The 13869-nt window shown below is 63.4% G+C and carries 13 protein-coding genes; 8 read left to right on the forward strand and 5 right to left on the reverse strand.

The genetic code is table 11. From position 1 onward, the window contains the following. Positions 1–9: 9 nt before the first annotated feature. The 3 genes from ftsY to G6N81_RS02865 all read right to left on the reverse strand — a co-directional run bounded on the left by ftsY (position 10) and on the right by G6N81_RS02865 (position 2160). On the reverse strand, positions 10–879 hold the full coding sequence (gene ftsY / locus G6N81_RS02855) for a signal recognition particle-docking protein FtsY (RefSeq protein WP_165132785.1): 870 nt from the start codon (positions 877–879) through the stop codon (positions 10–12). Between the two features lie 124 nt (positions 880–1003). After that, entirely contained in the window at positions 1004–1255 is a 252-nt protein-coding gene (locus G6N81_RS02860; protein ID WP_165132788.1) for a type B 50S ribosomal protein L31, read from the reverse strand. Between the two features lie 107 nt (positions 1256–1362). After that, a complete protein-coding gene (locus G6N81_RS02865; protein ID WP_165132791.1) occupies positions 1363–2160 on the reverse strand; it encodes an ABC transporter ATP-binding protein in 798 nt (265 codons plus the stop codon). Positions 2161–2181: 21 nt separating this feature from the next. On the opposite strand from G6N81_RS02865, the gene serB reads away from it, so the two are divergent. Beyond that, entirely contained in the window at positions 2182–2853 is a 672-nt protein-coding gene (gene serB / locus G6N81_RS02870; protein WP_165132794.1) for a phosphoserine phosphatase SerB, read from the forward strand. A 61-nt stretch (positions 2854–2914) separates the two neighbouring features. Here the strand turns inward: serB and fabG are convergent, their stop codons facing one another. Then, a complete protein-coding gene (fabG, locus tag G6N81_RS02875; RefSeq protein WP_165132797.1) occupies positions 2915–3634 on the reverse strand; it encodes a 3-oxoacyl-ACP reductase FabG in 720 nt (239 codons plus the stop codon). A 142-nt stretch (positions 3635–3776) separates the two neighbouring features. On the opposite strand from fabG, the gene G6N81_RS02880 reads away from it, so the two are divergent. The 4 genes from G6N81_RS02880 (at position 3777) to G6N81_RS02895 (ending at position 5826) form a co-directional block, all read left to right on the forward strand. Beyond that, positions 3777–4292 (forward strand): DUF4190 domain-containing protein, encoded by a 516-nt coding sequence (locus tag G6N81_RS02880; RefSeq protein ID WP_241245039.1) that lies wholly within the window; start codon positions 3777–3779, stop codon positions 4290–4292. Between the two features lie 78 nt (positions 4293–4370). Continuing rightward, positions 4371–4727: a DUF3099 domain-containing protein gene (locus G6N81_RS02885; RefSeq protein WP_165132800.1), complete on the forward strand. Its 357-nt coding sequence runs from the start codon at positions 4371–4373 to the stop codon at positions 4725–4727. Then, positions 4724–4966, forward strand: a complete 243-nt coding sequence (locus tag G6N81_RS02890) for a hypothetical protein (RefSeq protein ID WP_378731223.1) — start codon at positions 4724–4726, stop codon at positions 4964–4966. The genes G6N81_RS02885 and G6N81_RS02890 overlap by 4 nt, the downstream gene beginning before the upstream one ends. Further along, on the forward strand, positions 4963–5826 hold the full coding sequence (locus G6N81_RS02895) for an SURF1 family cytochrome oxidase biogenesis protein (protein ID WP_241245040.1): 864 nt from the start codon (positions 4963–4965) through the stop codon (positions 5824–5826). Before G6N81_RS02890 ends, G6N81_RS02895 begins: the two co-directional genes overlap by 4 nt. 37 nt (positions 5827–5863) lie before the next feature. Here the strand turns inward: G6N81_RS02895 and abc-f are convergent, their stop codons facing one another. Further along, positions 5864–7462 (reverse strand): ribosomal protection-like ABC-F family protein, encoded by a 1599-nt coding sequence (gene abc-f / locus G6N81_RS02900; RefSeq protein ID WP_165132803.1) that lies wholly within the window; start codon positions 7460–7462, stop codon positions 5864–5866. A 329-nt stretch (positions 7463–7791) separates the two neighbouring features. Between abc-f and G6N81_RS02905 the strand changes: the two genes are divergently transcribed. The 3 genes from G6N81_RS02905 (at position 7792) to G6N81_RS02915 (ending at position 13852) form a co-directional block, all read left to right on the forward strand. Continuing rightward, positions 7792–10668: a beta-glucosidase gene (locus tag G6N81_RS02905; RefSeq protein WP_165132806.1), complete on the forward strand. Its 2877-nt coding sequence runs from the start codon at positions 7792–7794 to the stop codon at positions 10666–10668. Between the two features lie 104 nt (positions 10669–10772). Continuing rightward, entirely contained in the window at positions 10773–13205 is a 2433-nt protein-coding gene (locus G6N81_RS02910) for a glycoside hydrolase family 3 C-terminal domain-containing protein (protein WP_165132809.1), read from the forward strand. Then, on the forward strand, positions 13202–13852 hold the full coding sequence (locus G6N81_RS02915) for a hypothetical protein (RefSeq protein ID WP_165132812.1): 651 nt from the start codon (positions 13202–13204) through the stop codon (positions 13850–13852). The genes G6N81_RS02910 and G6N81_RS02915 overlap by 4 nt, the downstream gene beginning before the upstream one ends. Positions 13853–13869 lie beyond the last annotated feature (17 nt).

Consider the following 13869-nt stretch of genomic DNA (forward strand, 5'->3'; position numbering starts at 1 on the left):
TGCGGCGTGTCAGCTCACCAGCTGGGCCGCGAAAACGTGAGGAGTGAAGCCCGTCAGGTCACCGATACCCTCGCCCTGGCCGAGAAGTTTCACCGGGATGCCCGTTCGCTCCTGGACCGCGAGAACGAATCCGCCCTTGGCAGAACCGTCCAGCTTCGTCAGAACGAGACCCGTCACACCGGCGTGTTCGAGGAACGCCTCGGCCTGCCGAACGCCGTTTTGCCCTGTTGTTGCGTCGAGGACGAGGAGCACTTCACTGATGGGCGCCCGCTTCTCGATGACCCGGCGCACCTTTGACAGCTCGTCCATCAGCCCGGCCTTTGTGTGCAGACGTCCGGCCGTGTCGATCAGCACGATCTCGGTTCCCGTGCGCTGGGCGTACTCGATCGTCTGGAAAGCGACAGAAGCCGGGTCCTGCCCCTCGCGCTCGGGGCGAACGATCGCGGCACCGCCGCGCTCCGCCCATGTCGCGAGCTGCTCGACAGCGGCTGCTCGGAAGGTATCGGCAGCGCCGACGACGATGGAACGGCCGTACCGCTTCAGGAAGTTCGCGAACTTGCCGATCGTGGTGGTCTTTCCCACACCGTTCACCCCGACAACAAGCACAACAGCTGGTCGTTCGGTGAGCATGAGCGTCGAGTCGAACTTCGAGAATCGCTCTTCGAGGCTCTCCGTCAACATGCGACGGAGGTCTTTGGGATCGGTCGTCTGATAGCGGGCGACCTTCTCACGGAGGTCGTCAACGATCTCCTCCGTGATGTCCGGACCGAAATCAGCCGTGATCAGCGCTGATTCGAGGTCCTCCCATGTGTTCTCGTCGATCGTCTCTTTTACGAACATTCCGCGCAATGCGCGGCCGAGGGACCACTTCTCCGCCATAAGAAACAGCCTAGTATCTTGCGTTCGGAGAACCCTGCGGCTGTCAGCGTCCGGTCTCTCGCTCCGGGAACAAAAAACGCAAGAGGCCCCGCCGAAGCGGGGCCTCTTGCGAGAAAATCGGAGCTTACTTGCCGCCGAAGTTCTTGAAGCGCTGGTTGAACTTCTCGACTCGGCCGGCCGAGTCCATGATGCGCTGCTTGCCCGTGTAGAACGGGTGCGATGCCGACGAGATCTCGACGTCGATCACCGGGTACTCGACGCCGTCGAGCTCGATGGTCTTGTCGCTCTTCGCCGTCGAGCGCGTCAGGAACGTCTCGCCCGAGCCGAGGTCGCGGAACACGACCGGCGTGTACGTGGGGTGAATGTCAGTCTTCATGGATTGTCCTTGCGGGAGCGGTTCTGTGGAAAGAAAAGTCTGTGGGTTCCGCGGCCGACATCGGCACACTGGCACCAGCAGGCAAGCCTACCAGATTGACCCTGTGATCACTGGGAGGCGGGTGCTTCGGCGCGTGCGACCCAGCGCCCGCCGTACTCGACGACGGCAATCGGGATCCCAAACGTCTCGCTCAAGTTCTCGCGCGTGAGAATCTCGCGGATTGGCCCCTGAGCGACCGCACGCCCCTCACGCATCAGCAACACGTGTGTGAAGCCAACGGGAATCTCCTCAACATGATGGGTCACCATCACCATCGCCGGAGTACCGGGAGCCTTCGCGTACTCGCTGAGCAAACCGAGAAGGACCTCTCGTGAGCCGAGGTCGAGACTCGACGTCGGCTCGTCTAAGAGCAGCAACTCGGGATCAGTCATCACAGCGCGGGCGATCTGAACCCGCTTGCGTTCACCGTCGCTCAACGTGCCGAAGGTGCGATCGGCGAATTCTCCGAGCTGCCATTCCTCCAGAACGCGACGCGCACGGCGTTCGTCGATCGACTCGTACTCTTCGTTCCAGCGCCCCGTCACCGAGTACGCGGCTGTCAGGACGACATTCAGCACCGTCTCCCCCGCCGGGATGCGGCGCGCAAGCGCGCTCGACGCGAAGCCGATGAGCGGGCGGAGCGCAAAGATATCGGTGCGCCCCAGGCGCTCACCGAGAATGTCGACCGTTCCGCTGGATGGGTACAGGAGAGTATCGGCCATCTGCAACAGCGAGGTCTTACCGGCGCCATTCGGTCCGAGAATCACCCATCGCTCATCGTCGCGGACGCGCCAGGTCACCTGGTCGACGATGTGGCGGTTGTCCCGACGCACGGAGACGCCGTTCATCTCGAGCACAGAGGTCATACGCCAAGCCTATCCGCACGCATGCGGACGGACCTCGCACACGCCGCTACTGTGGTTCCCGTGACTGCACGCTTTCTCGTCGTTCTCGACGCCGACTCCACCCTCATCCGCAACGAGGTCATCGAGCTCATCGCCGATGAAGCCGGGCGCGGCGAAGAAGTCGCCGCCGCGACAGAGGCGGCGATGCGCGGAGAAGTGGACTTCGCGACGAGCCTGCGGACCCGCGTTGCTGCCCTCGCCGGCGTTCCCCTCGAGCGGTTCGAACGTGTTTTGGCCCGTATCGAACCGACCCCCGGGGTAACCGACCTCATCGATGCCGTGCATGATCGCGGCGGAGAAGTCGGCGTCGTTTCGGGTGGTTTTCACGAGATCCTCGACACGCTTGCTCCACGCCTCGAGGTAGACATGTGGCGCGCCAACCGACTGGCCGTCGCCGAGGGAAAGCTCACAGGAGAGGTCGATGGCGCCATCGTCGACGCGCAGGCGAAAGCCGATCAGCTCGCGGACTGGGCTGATCAGCTCGGGCTTGCCCGGCATCGGACGATCGCCATCGGCGACGGCGCAAACGATCTCGCCATGATTGCCGCGGCGGGGCTCGGCATCGCGTTCAACGCCAAGCCCGCGGTTCGCGCTGCAGCGCCGATCGTCGTGGGGCCTGTCGATCTTGCGGCCATCATTCCGCTTCTCCCGTAGGGCTCACCCAGCGGCCGCGTCCCCCAGAAAATGACGTCGCGCCGCTGAGCGAACCCGCCCGTCAGTGCCCCATGCCGAGACCGCCGTCAACGGGGATCACGGCGCCCGAAATGTATCCGGCGTCCTCCCCCGCCAGCCACGACACGACACCGGCAACCTCCTCGGTCGTTCCGTAGCGACCCGCAGGAATCTGCTTCCGATACGCGGCCTGGGTCGCGTCATCCAGCTCGGCGGTCATATCCGATTCGATAAAGCCGGGCGCAACGACGTTCGCAGTGATGCCGCGGCCGCCGAGCTCACGCGTGATGGCGCGCGCGAAGCCGACGAGACCGGCCTTCGATGACGAGTAGTTTGCCTGACCGGCCACCCCGAAGAGGCCGGAGACGCTAGAGATCAGAATGATCCGCCCGTGCCGAGCCTTGATCATGCTCTTAATCGCGCGCTTCACCGTACGGAACGCTCCGCCGAGGTTCGTGTCGACAACGGCCGAGAAGTCATCGTCACTCATGCGCATCAGCAGAGTGTCCTTCGTGATCCCGGCGTTGGCGACAACGGTGGTGACCGGGCCGAGTTCCTTCTCCACTTCGGCGATCGCCGCGTCGAGTGATGCTCCGTCGTTAACATCAGCGGCGACGGTCAGAACACCTTCCGGCCCCTGTCCGTTGCGTGCCGTCACGGCAACGCGAAACCCGTCGGCGACAAGTCGCTCGGCAATGGCCCGCCCGATTCCGCGGTTGCCTCCGGTAACGAGGGCGACGCGGGCAGTGGCTGCTGCGCTCATGTGGTGCTCCTGAAGTCGAGAGAAGATGCGCACACCAGCCTAATGTCGCCCACAGCATGGCCACGTTGCTCACCCGTTGCGGAAGGCTCGCAGCTCGATCACCGCGCCGTAAGCTGGTCTGGACATCACCGGGGAGGACACCATGTCGCAGAATCAGCCGGATCCGTTTTCCGAGAACACCGTACCGATCGTTCCGCCGCACGGGCAGCAGCCGGTCGTTGCGCCGCACGGGCAGCAGCCGGTCGTTGCGCCGGTGACGACGCCGTACGGGTCGACGCCTCAGTACGCACCACCTCCCGGATCGACGCCAATGAACCCCGCATACACGCGACCAGCGGCGCGAACAAACGGGCTGGCCGTTGCGTCGATGATCTTCGGATTCGTGGCCCCCGCTTCGTGGATGTTGTTCTGGCTGTGGTTCATTCCCGTCCTCGGCTGGATCCTCATGGTCGCCGCCCCGGTTGCGCCTCTCTTGGCGGTGATCTTCGGTCACATCGCGACATCCCAGATCAAACGCACCGGCGACAGCGGCCGGGGTATGGCGATCACGGGCCTCATCTTCGGCTACGTGGCCATCGCCTTCACCCTGCTCGCGTTGGCCGCCGCCGCCATTATCTTCGGAGGACTGTTCGCTTTCGCCACGTCTACCGGCTTCTAGCGCGCCGGCGCCATCTGCGCGACGAGCTCGTTCGCGGCGCAGACGCGGGGTTTCGACTGCGCGTAGAATTAACGCATCGTGAAGAGCCGCACACCTCGCCCCCAGAGTGCCACGTCGATCGGCGCAGCGCCGATCGACGATCAGACCCTGCGCATGCGCAACTACGTCATCACCATGGGGATCCGGCTCGGGTGTTTCGTGTGCATGTTTGTGTTTCAGCCAGTCGGATGGCACACGGCTGTTCTCGCCATCGGGGCAATTTTCCTACCGTATGTCGCGGTCATCATCGTAAATCAGGCCCAGTCCGGTGACGTTGCTGAGGCGGAGCGCCCCGAGATCGCCATCGACGCGGCCGCGCCGGTCACACGTGATGATGCGGAGCAGTCGCGCGTTATCCGTATTTCCGAAAGCGACGACCGCGGGGCGGCCGCGTGATTCTGGGGATCAACCCCTCGTCACCGCAGTGTTCGAGGGCGGCGTGCGGTGATGACGCCGTCGCCAGCGTCGTGTGGCGCAACCCCAAGATCCACGCGCCCGATCGCCGCAAGGTGTGGCTTGCCTGCGCAGAGCACGTCACGTACCTCCGAGACTTTCTGGCCTCGCGCGGATTCCCCGTGACAATCGTTGATGGTCTCTCTGACGGAACAGACGTGACACTCGAGGAGACATCGTGAAAACGTGGCCCGTCGCCGGACGCTGGGCGATGTACGTGGGAATCGCGATCATCTTCGCGATCGTGTGTGCCTTCTTGTCCTACTGGCAGTTCGAGCGCAACGAAACACGTGCCGTCAGCAACCACCTGATCGCAAACAACTACGACGCGACCCCTGCGCCTTTCGCCTCCACGATGCAGGGCACCGAAGACTTTGACCCATCCGATGAGTGGCAGCCGGTCGTCCTCACCGGTGAATACCTGGCCGACGATCAGCTCCTCGTCCGCAACCGCGCCCAGGGCGGAACGGCGGCGTATGAGGCGGTTGTGCCGTTCCTTCTCGACGATGGTCGCATTCTCGCCGTGTCACGAGGGTGGGTTCCGCCGGACTATGCCGGCGGGCACGAAGCCGTTCCGGCGCCGCCGGCCGGCGACGTGACGGTGGTCGCCCGGCTGCGGCCGAGCGAACCATTGCCGACGTCGAATCGCTCCGCGCCCGACGGACAGCTCCCGACGCTCCACGCCCCGAGCATCGCCGAGCTCACGGGAGAGAACACCGTTACGGCGGTCTACGCGATCATGGTCTCCGAGGACCCCGCCCCCGAAGTTCGCCCGAACGAGCTCGCAGCGCCGGACGAAGACCCCGGCCCTCACCTCTCCTACGCGATTCAGTGGATTCTGTTCGCGATCATGGGCTTCGTGTTCATCGCCTACATGATCCGCACGGAAATCCGCGCTGGACAGGAACCGGAGGACAACGAAGACGACGAGCTCGAGGGCTTCATGCCCGACGAGAAGCCGAAAAAGTCGCGCCGCCGCCAACCGCGTCAGAAGCGCCGCGACGAGGACATGCAGGCGGAAGACGCCCTGCTCGACGCGTAGTTGCCGCCGCAGTCAGCGATCAATTGACAGACGTACCCTAGGCCAGCGTGATCAGGTCGAGGTAGTCCTTGTTCCAGATGTCCTCGACGCCGTCCGGGAGCAACAGCACCCTTTCCGGGTTCAGCGCCTGAACGGCACCTTCATCGTGCGAAACAAGAACAACAGCACCCTCATAGTGTGCGAGCGCCCCCAGAATCTCGTCGCGCGATGCCGGGTCGAGGTTGTTGGTGGGCTCGTCGAGGAGGAGCACGTTCGCGCTCGAGACCACGAGCGTCGCAAGCGAAAGCCGGGTTTTCTCGCCACCGGACAACACCTTGGCGGGCTTGAGCACATCATCACCCGTGAAGAGGAACGAGCCGAGGACCTTGCGTGCTTCCGTGGCGTTGAGGTTCGGCGCCGCGGACATCATGTTCTCGAGCACAGATCGCTCAACGTCGAGGTTCTCGTGTTCCTGCGCGTAATAGCCGATCTTGAGGCCGTGACCCGGCTCGATCTGACCGGTGTCGCTCTTGTCCACGCCGGCGAGAATGCGCAGCAGTGTGGTCTTTCCGGCACCGTTGAGTCCCAGCACGACCACCTTGGACCCGCGGTCGATCGCCAGATCGACGCCAGCGAAGATCTCCAGCGCACCGTACGACTTCGACAGGCTCGACGCCATGAGCGGCGTCTTTCCGCAGGGGGAAGGCTTCGGGAAGCGAATGTTGGCCACGCGGTCGACCTGACGCACAGCTTCCAGCCCTGACAGCAGCTTCTCCGCACGCGCCTGCATCTGATGAGCCGATGCCGCCTTAGACGCCTTGGCGCCAAACTTCGCCGCCTGCTGCTGGAGAGCGGATGCCTTCTTCTCAGCGTTGGCGCGTTCTTTCTTGCGTCGCTCTTCGTCGGCGACGCGCTGTCGCTGGTAGTGCTTCCACCCCATGTTGTAGACGTCAATGAGCTGGCGGTTGGCGTCGAGGTAGAAGACCCTGTTCACCGTTTCGCCGACGAGTTCGACATCGTGGCTGATCACGATCAGGCCACCCTTGTAGCCCTTGAGGAACTCACGGAGCCACACAACGGAGTCGGCATCGAGGTGGTTGGTGGGCTCGTCGAGAATCATCGTGTCGGCATCGCTGAAGAGGATGCGCGCGAGTTCGATTCGACGACGCTGCCCACCGGAGAGTGTCTTCAAGGGCTGATCGAGGATGCGGTCGGGAAGTGAGAGGTTGCTGGCGATCACGGCCGCCTGCGCCTCGGCCGCATAGCCACCGATGCCCTCGAACCGCTCCGTGAGCCTTCCGAAGCGCCGCATGGCCTTTTCCGCGACGGCGGGATCGGATGACGCCATCTCCTCTGTCGCCTGCGAAATTCCCGCCTGCAGGTCGCCAAGACCGCGAGCGTTGAGGATCCGCGTTCGCGCGAGCTCCTCGGGGTCACCCGTACGGGGATCCTGTGGCAGGTAACCCAGCTCACCGGAGCGCGTGATCGCGCCGTCCGACGGCTGAAGGTCTCCTGCCAACACCTTGGTCAGCGTGGTCTTGCCTGCGCCGTTGCGCCCGACAAGTCCGATCTTGTCGCCTGCGCCAACGCGGAAGCTGACACCGCTCATCAGCAGGCGCGCTCCGACGCGGATCTCGAGATCGCTTACGGCAAGCACGGCAACACCTGTTTCCTTCGGGGGGGGTCGTCCGGCCGGATACGGCCAGCCTCTCAGTGTACGCGTGACGGCATGAAACGACGCACAGGTGCGTTCGGTCATGACCACCGACGATAGACAGGTGCGTGAACTGTTCTCTTCCGCCGAGCGCGCTCGACGTGCAAGTTATGCATGGGGAACGACAGATTGTGCGAGAACAGCCCGGCGTGGTCCTCGGGGGTGATGGTATCGGTTTCGTTCCACACCATCTCCCCGCGCCAGCGTCGCCGCCGGCACGGGAGTACCTGCAAGGAGAGCAGCCAGTGAGTAGCACAGCGGCAAGGAAGCCGATGACGAATCGGAAGTTCCTCTGGATCTGGACCCCAATTCTCGCGATCGTCGTGGCGGTGGTGATTGTCGCGAACGTCGTCATCGGCCAGCAACGCAGCGCCATCGAGTCCTATATGGGAACGGGAAGCTGGGAGATCGAAAACGTGCCCGAGGCGTCCGACTGGGACGTGGCCTACTACGAGAGCGAATACGGCAATCTCGACGATGCCAAGGCGAACTCCGCCGCGCTCGTCGAGCGCATGGCCGCGGAAGGAATGACCCTCGTCAAGAACGAGGGCGCCCTTCCTCTGAGCGCCGGGAACGTGACACTTCTCGGTCGCGGCGCAGCAGACCCTGTCTACGGCGGCTCGGGATCAGGTGGTGCGGACACACGTGACGCCATCAACATCCGCGCTGGAATCGAAAACGGTGGCTTCTCGGTCAACGACACCGTCTATGCCGTTCTGGACGGCTTCGCCCAGAACAACGCTCCGGAAGACGGTGGCCGCACGAACATCGTGATGGACAAGCCAGAAGAGTCCAACTACGTCATCGGTGAAATGCCCGTTGACGGCTACTCCGATGAGGCTCGAGCGAGCTTCGCTGAGTTCAACGACGCCGCGATCGTCGTCATTGGACGTGGCGGCGGCGAAGGCGGAGACCTCGCGACGGACATGACCCCGTGGGATGACCGCGCCGAGGCGGGCCAGCACCAGTTGCAGCTCGACCAGGATGAAAAGGACATGCTCGCACTCGCGAAGGAAAACTTCGACACGGTCATCGTCCTCATCAACGCGTCAACGTCCATGGAGCTCGGTGAGCTTCACGACGATGGGGACATCGACAGCATTCTGCTTGTTGGTTCTCCCGGTCTGAACGGGTTCAACGCCCTCGGCCGCATCTTGAGCGGCGAGATCAACCCTTCCGGTCATACGACCGACATTTACTCGCGTGATTTCACGGCGGACCCCACGTTCGTCAACGTCGGCGACTTTTCCTACTCGAACATCGACGATGCCTACTTCGTGGATTACGAAGAGGGCATCTATATGGGGTACCGATACTACGAAACGGCGGCCGTTGAAGGCTTCATCGACTACGACGACGCCGTCGTGTACCCCTTTGGCTATGGGCTGAGCTACACCGATTTCGCCTGGTCAGTGGAGCAGGAGCGCCTGGGCGATGTCGACGGTGACATCGAGGTCGACGTGACGGTCACCAACACGGGTGACGTCGCGGGTCAGGACGTCGTGCAGCTCTACTACACAGCCCCCTACACCCCCGGCGGCGTCGAAAAGGCACATGTCGTTCTGGGTGACTTTGCGAAAACATCGCTTCTCGAGCCCGGCGAGGCGGAGACCGTGACGGTGTCGATCCCGGTTGAGGCCATGGCATCGTACGACTGGCGTGGTGAGGGCGCCTATGTTCTCGACGAGGGAACATACGAGCTGAAGATCCAAACGGACTCGCACCGTCTCGCCGACGGCACCGAGCCCATTGAGTACGTCGTTGACAGCACCATCTCCTACGTTGACGGACGCGCGTCCGATGTCGTTCCGGCAACGAACCTGTTCGACGACATGTCGGAGCCTTTCGTGACCGGTGAGCTCACGGAGTTCTCGCGGTCCGACTTCGCCGGAACATTCCCAACGGCTCCGGAAAACGACGAGCGCGAGGCGAACGACACGGTTATCGCCGGATTCGAACCGTACGATGCAGGCACCGCAGCCGCGAATAGCGATGCCGTGATGCCAACGACGGGCGCCTCGGGCGACGCGCAGCTGATCGATCTGCGCGGGCTCGACAAAGACGACCCCCTCTGGTCGGACCTGCTCGATCAGCTCACCACCGACGACATGACCTCGGTTCTCCTCTCCGGCGCCTACAACACGGCAGCGCTTCCGGAGATCGGCAAGATTCGCACCGATGACATCGACGGACCTGCCGGGTTCAGCTCGTTCATCAACCCTGATCTGTGGCAGGGAACGGCGTTCCCGTCGAACTTCCTCATCGCCATGACGTGGAACGCTGACATCGCGCACGAGATGGGCGTTGCCGCCGGGAACGAGGCACTCAACATGGGTGTCAACGGCTGGTATGCACCGGCCGTCAACATTCACCGTTCCCCCTTTGCCGGGCGCAACTTTGAGTACTACTCCGAGGACCCCGTTCTGTCAGCGAAGCTCGCCACCCAGGTCGCGAACGGCGCGCTCGAGTACGGCGTCTATACGTTCACAAAGCACTACGCGATGAACGACCAGGAAGTGAACCGCGTGAACGGCCTTGGAATCGCCACCTGGGCGACGGAGCAGGCCACCCGCGAGATCTACCTCAAGGCGTTCGAGGATCTCGTCAAGGATGTCTCGGGCGAGGTTCCCGTTCTCGCGGAAGATGGCACTCAGTCGATGGCGCAGATCGGGCTCGGCGGAATGATGAGCTCGTTCAACCTGATGGGCACAACCTGGGCCGGCGGGTCACATGAGCTCATGACCGGTGTCCTGCGCGACGAGTGGGGCTTCGACGGGTTCGTGATCACAGACTTCAACCTCTATGACTTCATGTACCCGGACCAGGGAATCGCCGCAGGGTCGGATCTCATGCTGACGTTCGATGGCTACAAGCAGATGGACGATACGTCCAGCGCACATGCCGTCACTGCGATGCGCACAGCGATGCACAACCTGCTCTTCACTGTGGCGAACTCCAACGCCATGAATGGCATGGCCCCCGGCGCCACGCTCGAATACGTGATGGCCGGATGGGAGATCGCCGTTATCGGGATCACGATCGCCCTGTCGCTGCTGATCCTTGCGGGCATCGCCTGGGTCATCATCCGCGTTCGGCGCCACCGCGTCCAGCCCAACGTGGAAATCGCCGCGGACACCCCGCAGGCGTAGCCCTTCTCGGAGGAGGGGCCATCAGCCGCGGCTGCCGGCCCCTCCTCCCCTCCCCTCCCTCCTCGTGTGCACCGCGCACGCCCCTTTTGCAGAGAAGGCATCCCATGAGCACCGACGATCTCATCGCCCAGCTGAGCCTGTTCGAGAAGGCAGCGCTCCTCAGCGGCGAGAACACCTGGCAGACACGAGCGATTCCGCGCCTTGGCATCGAGAGCATCTTTCTGTCTGACGGTCCGCACGGGGTGCGTAAACAGACCGGATCCGGCGATCACCTCGGTATTGCCGCTTCGCTGCCGGCCACCTGCTTCCCCACCGCGGCAACCGTCGCAAACTCCTGGGATGCTTCTCTGGCGGAAGACATCGGAACGGCACTCGGTCGAGAGGCCTCTGAGCAGGGGGTGCACGTTCTTCTCGGCCCCGGGTTGAACATCAAGCGCAGTCCGCTCGGTGGCCGTTCCTTTGAATACTTCTCGGAAGATCCGGAAGTTGCGGGCGTCATGGCGGCGGCCTATGTTCGCGGGATTCAGTCGCAGCATGTGGCCGCGACGCCCAAGCACTTCGCGGCCAACAGCCAGGAGCTCCGTCGCATGGCGAGCGACTCGATTCTCGATGAGCGCACGCTCCGCGAGATCTACCTTTCCGCGTTTGAAACGGTGGTCCGTGAGGCGAAGCCTTGGGCAATTATGTCGGCGTACAACCGCGTGTGCGGAGAGTACGCCCATGAGAACCCCCACCTTCTGCAGGACGTTTTGCGAGACGAATGGGGCTTTGATGGCGCCGTCATCAGCGATTGGGGTGGAAGCAACGATGCGGTGCGCGCGGTAGCCGCCGGCGGCACCCTCGAGATGCCGTCCCCCGGCTTTACCTCCGCGCGTGACATCGTGTCGGCAGTTGAACAGGGCGTTCTCGCCGAGAACGATCTCGATCAACGCGTCGCCGAGCTCCTCGACCTGATCACGCGCGTGACACAGCGGCCGTCACCCGGAGGCGTCGACCAGGCCTCCCATCACGCGCTCGCGCGTCGAGCCGCGTCCGAGAGCGCCGTCCTTCTTCGCAATCAGGATGGCATCCTTCCCCTGGCTGAGGGGACGGACGTGGCGTTCATCGGCGAGTTCGCCACTGTGCCGCGCTATCAGGGCGCGGGATCGTCACTCGTCAACGCAACGAACGTCACGAACCTCGTCGCCGCCGCCCGCAGCTCCTCGCTCTCCGTGAGCGCGTATGCGCAGGGCTTTCGCCGTGACGGCACACCGGACGACGTACTTATCGCCGAGGCTGTTCGCGCGGCAGCCGTCGCCGAGGTCGCGATCGTGTGTCTCGGACTGCCGGAGAACGCCGAGTCCGAGGGGCTCGACCGTGAAACGCTGTCGATTCCCGGAAACCAGATCGAGTTGCTTCGCGCGGTGTCGGCCGTCAATAACCGGGTCGTCGTCATCATCAGCGCCGGCGGGGCCGTCGAAATGCCCTGGGCAGACGGGACACCCGCGGTGATTCACGCCTATCTCGGCGGACAGGCCGGCGCCGAGGGCCTCGTTGACGTTCTTACCGGGACCGTAACGCCGTCGGGCAAGCTCGCAGAGACCCTTCCTCGTACGCTCGGCGATACGCCGACGGCCCGCGATTTCCCCGCGACGGGACCTGCGGCTGAGTACCGAGAGGGGCCTTTCGTTGGGTATCGCTATTACGAAACGGCTGACATCGACGTCGCCTTCGAATTCGGCTTCGGCCTCAGCTACACGACGTTTTCCTACCGAGACATCAGCGTGTCGGAGTCCGAAGTGACGTTCAGCATCGAGAACACAGGAACCTTTACTGGCGCCGAAATCGCTCAGGTGTACGTCGCTCGACATGGCGACAGCAGCGTCGTGCGCCCCGTCAGCGAGCTGCGCGGTTTCGCAAAGGTGCGGCTCGAGCCCGGCGAGGCGCGAACGCTCTCGATCCCCCTGGGCGAGCGCGCCTTCCGCTTTTACGACGTCGAGACCCAGACGTGGCAGGTGGAGGCCGGCACGTATGAGATCCGCGTCGGAGCAAGCGTTCGAGACATCCGCTTGGCGGCAGCCATGGAGATCGCGGGAACCGTGCCGGCCGGTGTTCTCCGCACAGAGCTCTCGCCCTATCTGACGGCCGATATTGCACACATCGACAACCGTGCTTTCTCGGCGCTGCTGGGACGCGAGCACGGCTCGAGCGTCGACGGCGGCGCCATCCTCGCCAATGACCCCGTGCTCCGCCTCGAACACTCAGACAGTCCCGTGGGCCGGCTGATCTTTCGTCTGCTGGATGGCCGGCGCCGTGCTGCCGCCCGCAAAGGCACGGCAGATCTGAACATGCTGTTCCTTCTGAATATGCCATTCCGCGCGATCGGGAAGATGTCGGGCGGCCGCGCCACCGACGACCTCGTCGAGGGCGTCCTCCGACTCGCCAACGGAAAGACGATCCGCGGCCTCTGGCACATCATGCGGGCCTATGCCCGTGGCCGGCGCGCCGAGAAACAGTCACAACGCATTTTTGCGAATAAGAGTGGAGGCCGCGCATGATCGCGCGCATCACGTCCTGGTGGGGTTCGTACCAGGAGAAACACCCCGAACTGTCGAAGTTCTTGATGTTCTTCATCCTGTCGAACGGTGTGACGATTCTGCAGCTGTCCTTGATGCCGGTGTTCCGGTGGGGATTCGAGGCGTGGACGAGGCTGACGGATGTTTCCTTCCAAGTTTTGCCCGTCGGTGCCAACGTCGATGGCAGCCAGTACTACATGTTCGACTACGCAGCTGGCCCTATCGCTGGTGACGGCACGGGTGGTGGGCTCGCGTACTTCCTCTCCGTGCAGATCACTCTCCTGATCGCGCAGACGCTCAACTTCTTCGCGCAGCGCAACATCGCCTTCAAATCGAACACAAACGCCTGGGTCGCGGCAGGATGGTACGCGCTGGCATACGTCATCATTACGTTCATTGCTGCAGCGGCACAGGGCTTCTACAAGGCACCGATCTACGAGCTCCTGATCACAACATTCGGATGGGGGTCCGCGGGCGAAACGGCAGCCGACGTGATCACCATGATCATCAACGCCGCCATCTCGTTCTGGGTTTTCTACCCGATCTTTCGCGTCATTTTCCGCCAGGTTCCCGAACAGACGCAGGAATCCGGAAAAACAGACGACGTGTCGACCACCACCCAGCCGTAATCTCGGCAAGAATCAGG

The sequence above is a fragment of the Microbacterium amylolyticum genome (assembly GCF_011046975.1).
In the GTDB taxonomy this organism is placed as follows: Bacteria; Actinomycetota; Actinomycetes; order Actinomycetales; family Microbacteriaceae; genus Microbacterium; species Microbacterium amylolyticum.

Coding starts and splice junctions, on each gene's coding strand:
- ftsY (WP_165132785.1), bottom strand. CDS start 879: ATGGCGGAGAAGTGGTCCCTCGGCCGCGCATTGCGCGGAATGTTCGTA.
- G6N81_RS02860 (WP_165132788.1), bottom strand. CDS start 1,255: ATGAAGACTGACATTCACCCCACGTACACGCCGGTCGTGTTCCGCGAC.
- G6N81_RS02865 (WP_165132791.1), bottom strand. CDS start 2,160: ATGACCTCTGTGCTCGAGATGAACGGCGTCTCCGTGCGTCGGGACAAC.
- serB (WP_165132794.1), top strand. CDS start 2,182: ATGCGGACGGACCTCGCACACGCCGCTACTGTGGTTCCCGTGACTGCA.
- fabG (WP_165132797.1), bottom strand. CDS start 3,634: ATGAGCGCAGCAGCCACTGCCCGCGTCGCCCTCGTTACCGGAGGCAAC.
- G6N81_RS02880 (WP_241245039.1), top strand. CDS start 3,777: ATGTCGCAGAATCAGCCGGATCCGTTTTCCGAGAACACCGTACCGATC.
- G6N81_RS02905 (WP_165132806.1), top strand. CDS start 7,792: ATGACGAATCGGAAGTTCCTCTGGATCTGGACCCCAATTCTCGCGATC.
- G6N81_RS02910 (WP_165132809.1), top strand. CDS start 10,773: ATGAGCACCGACGATCTCATCGCCCAGCTGAGCCTGTTCGAGAAGGCA.
- G6N81_RS02915 (WP_165132812.1), top strand. CDS start 13,202: ATGATCGCGCGCATCACGTCCTGGTGGGGTTCGTACCAGGAGAAACAC.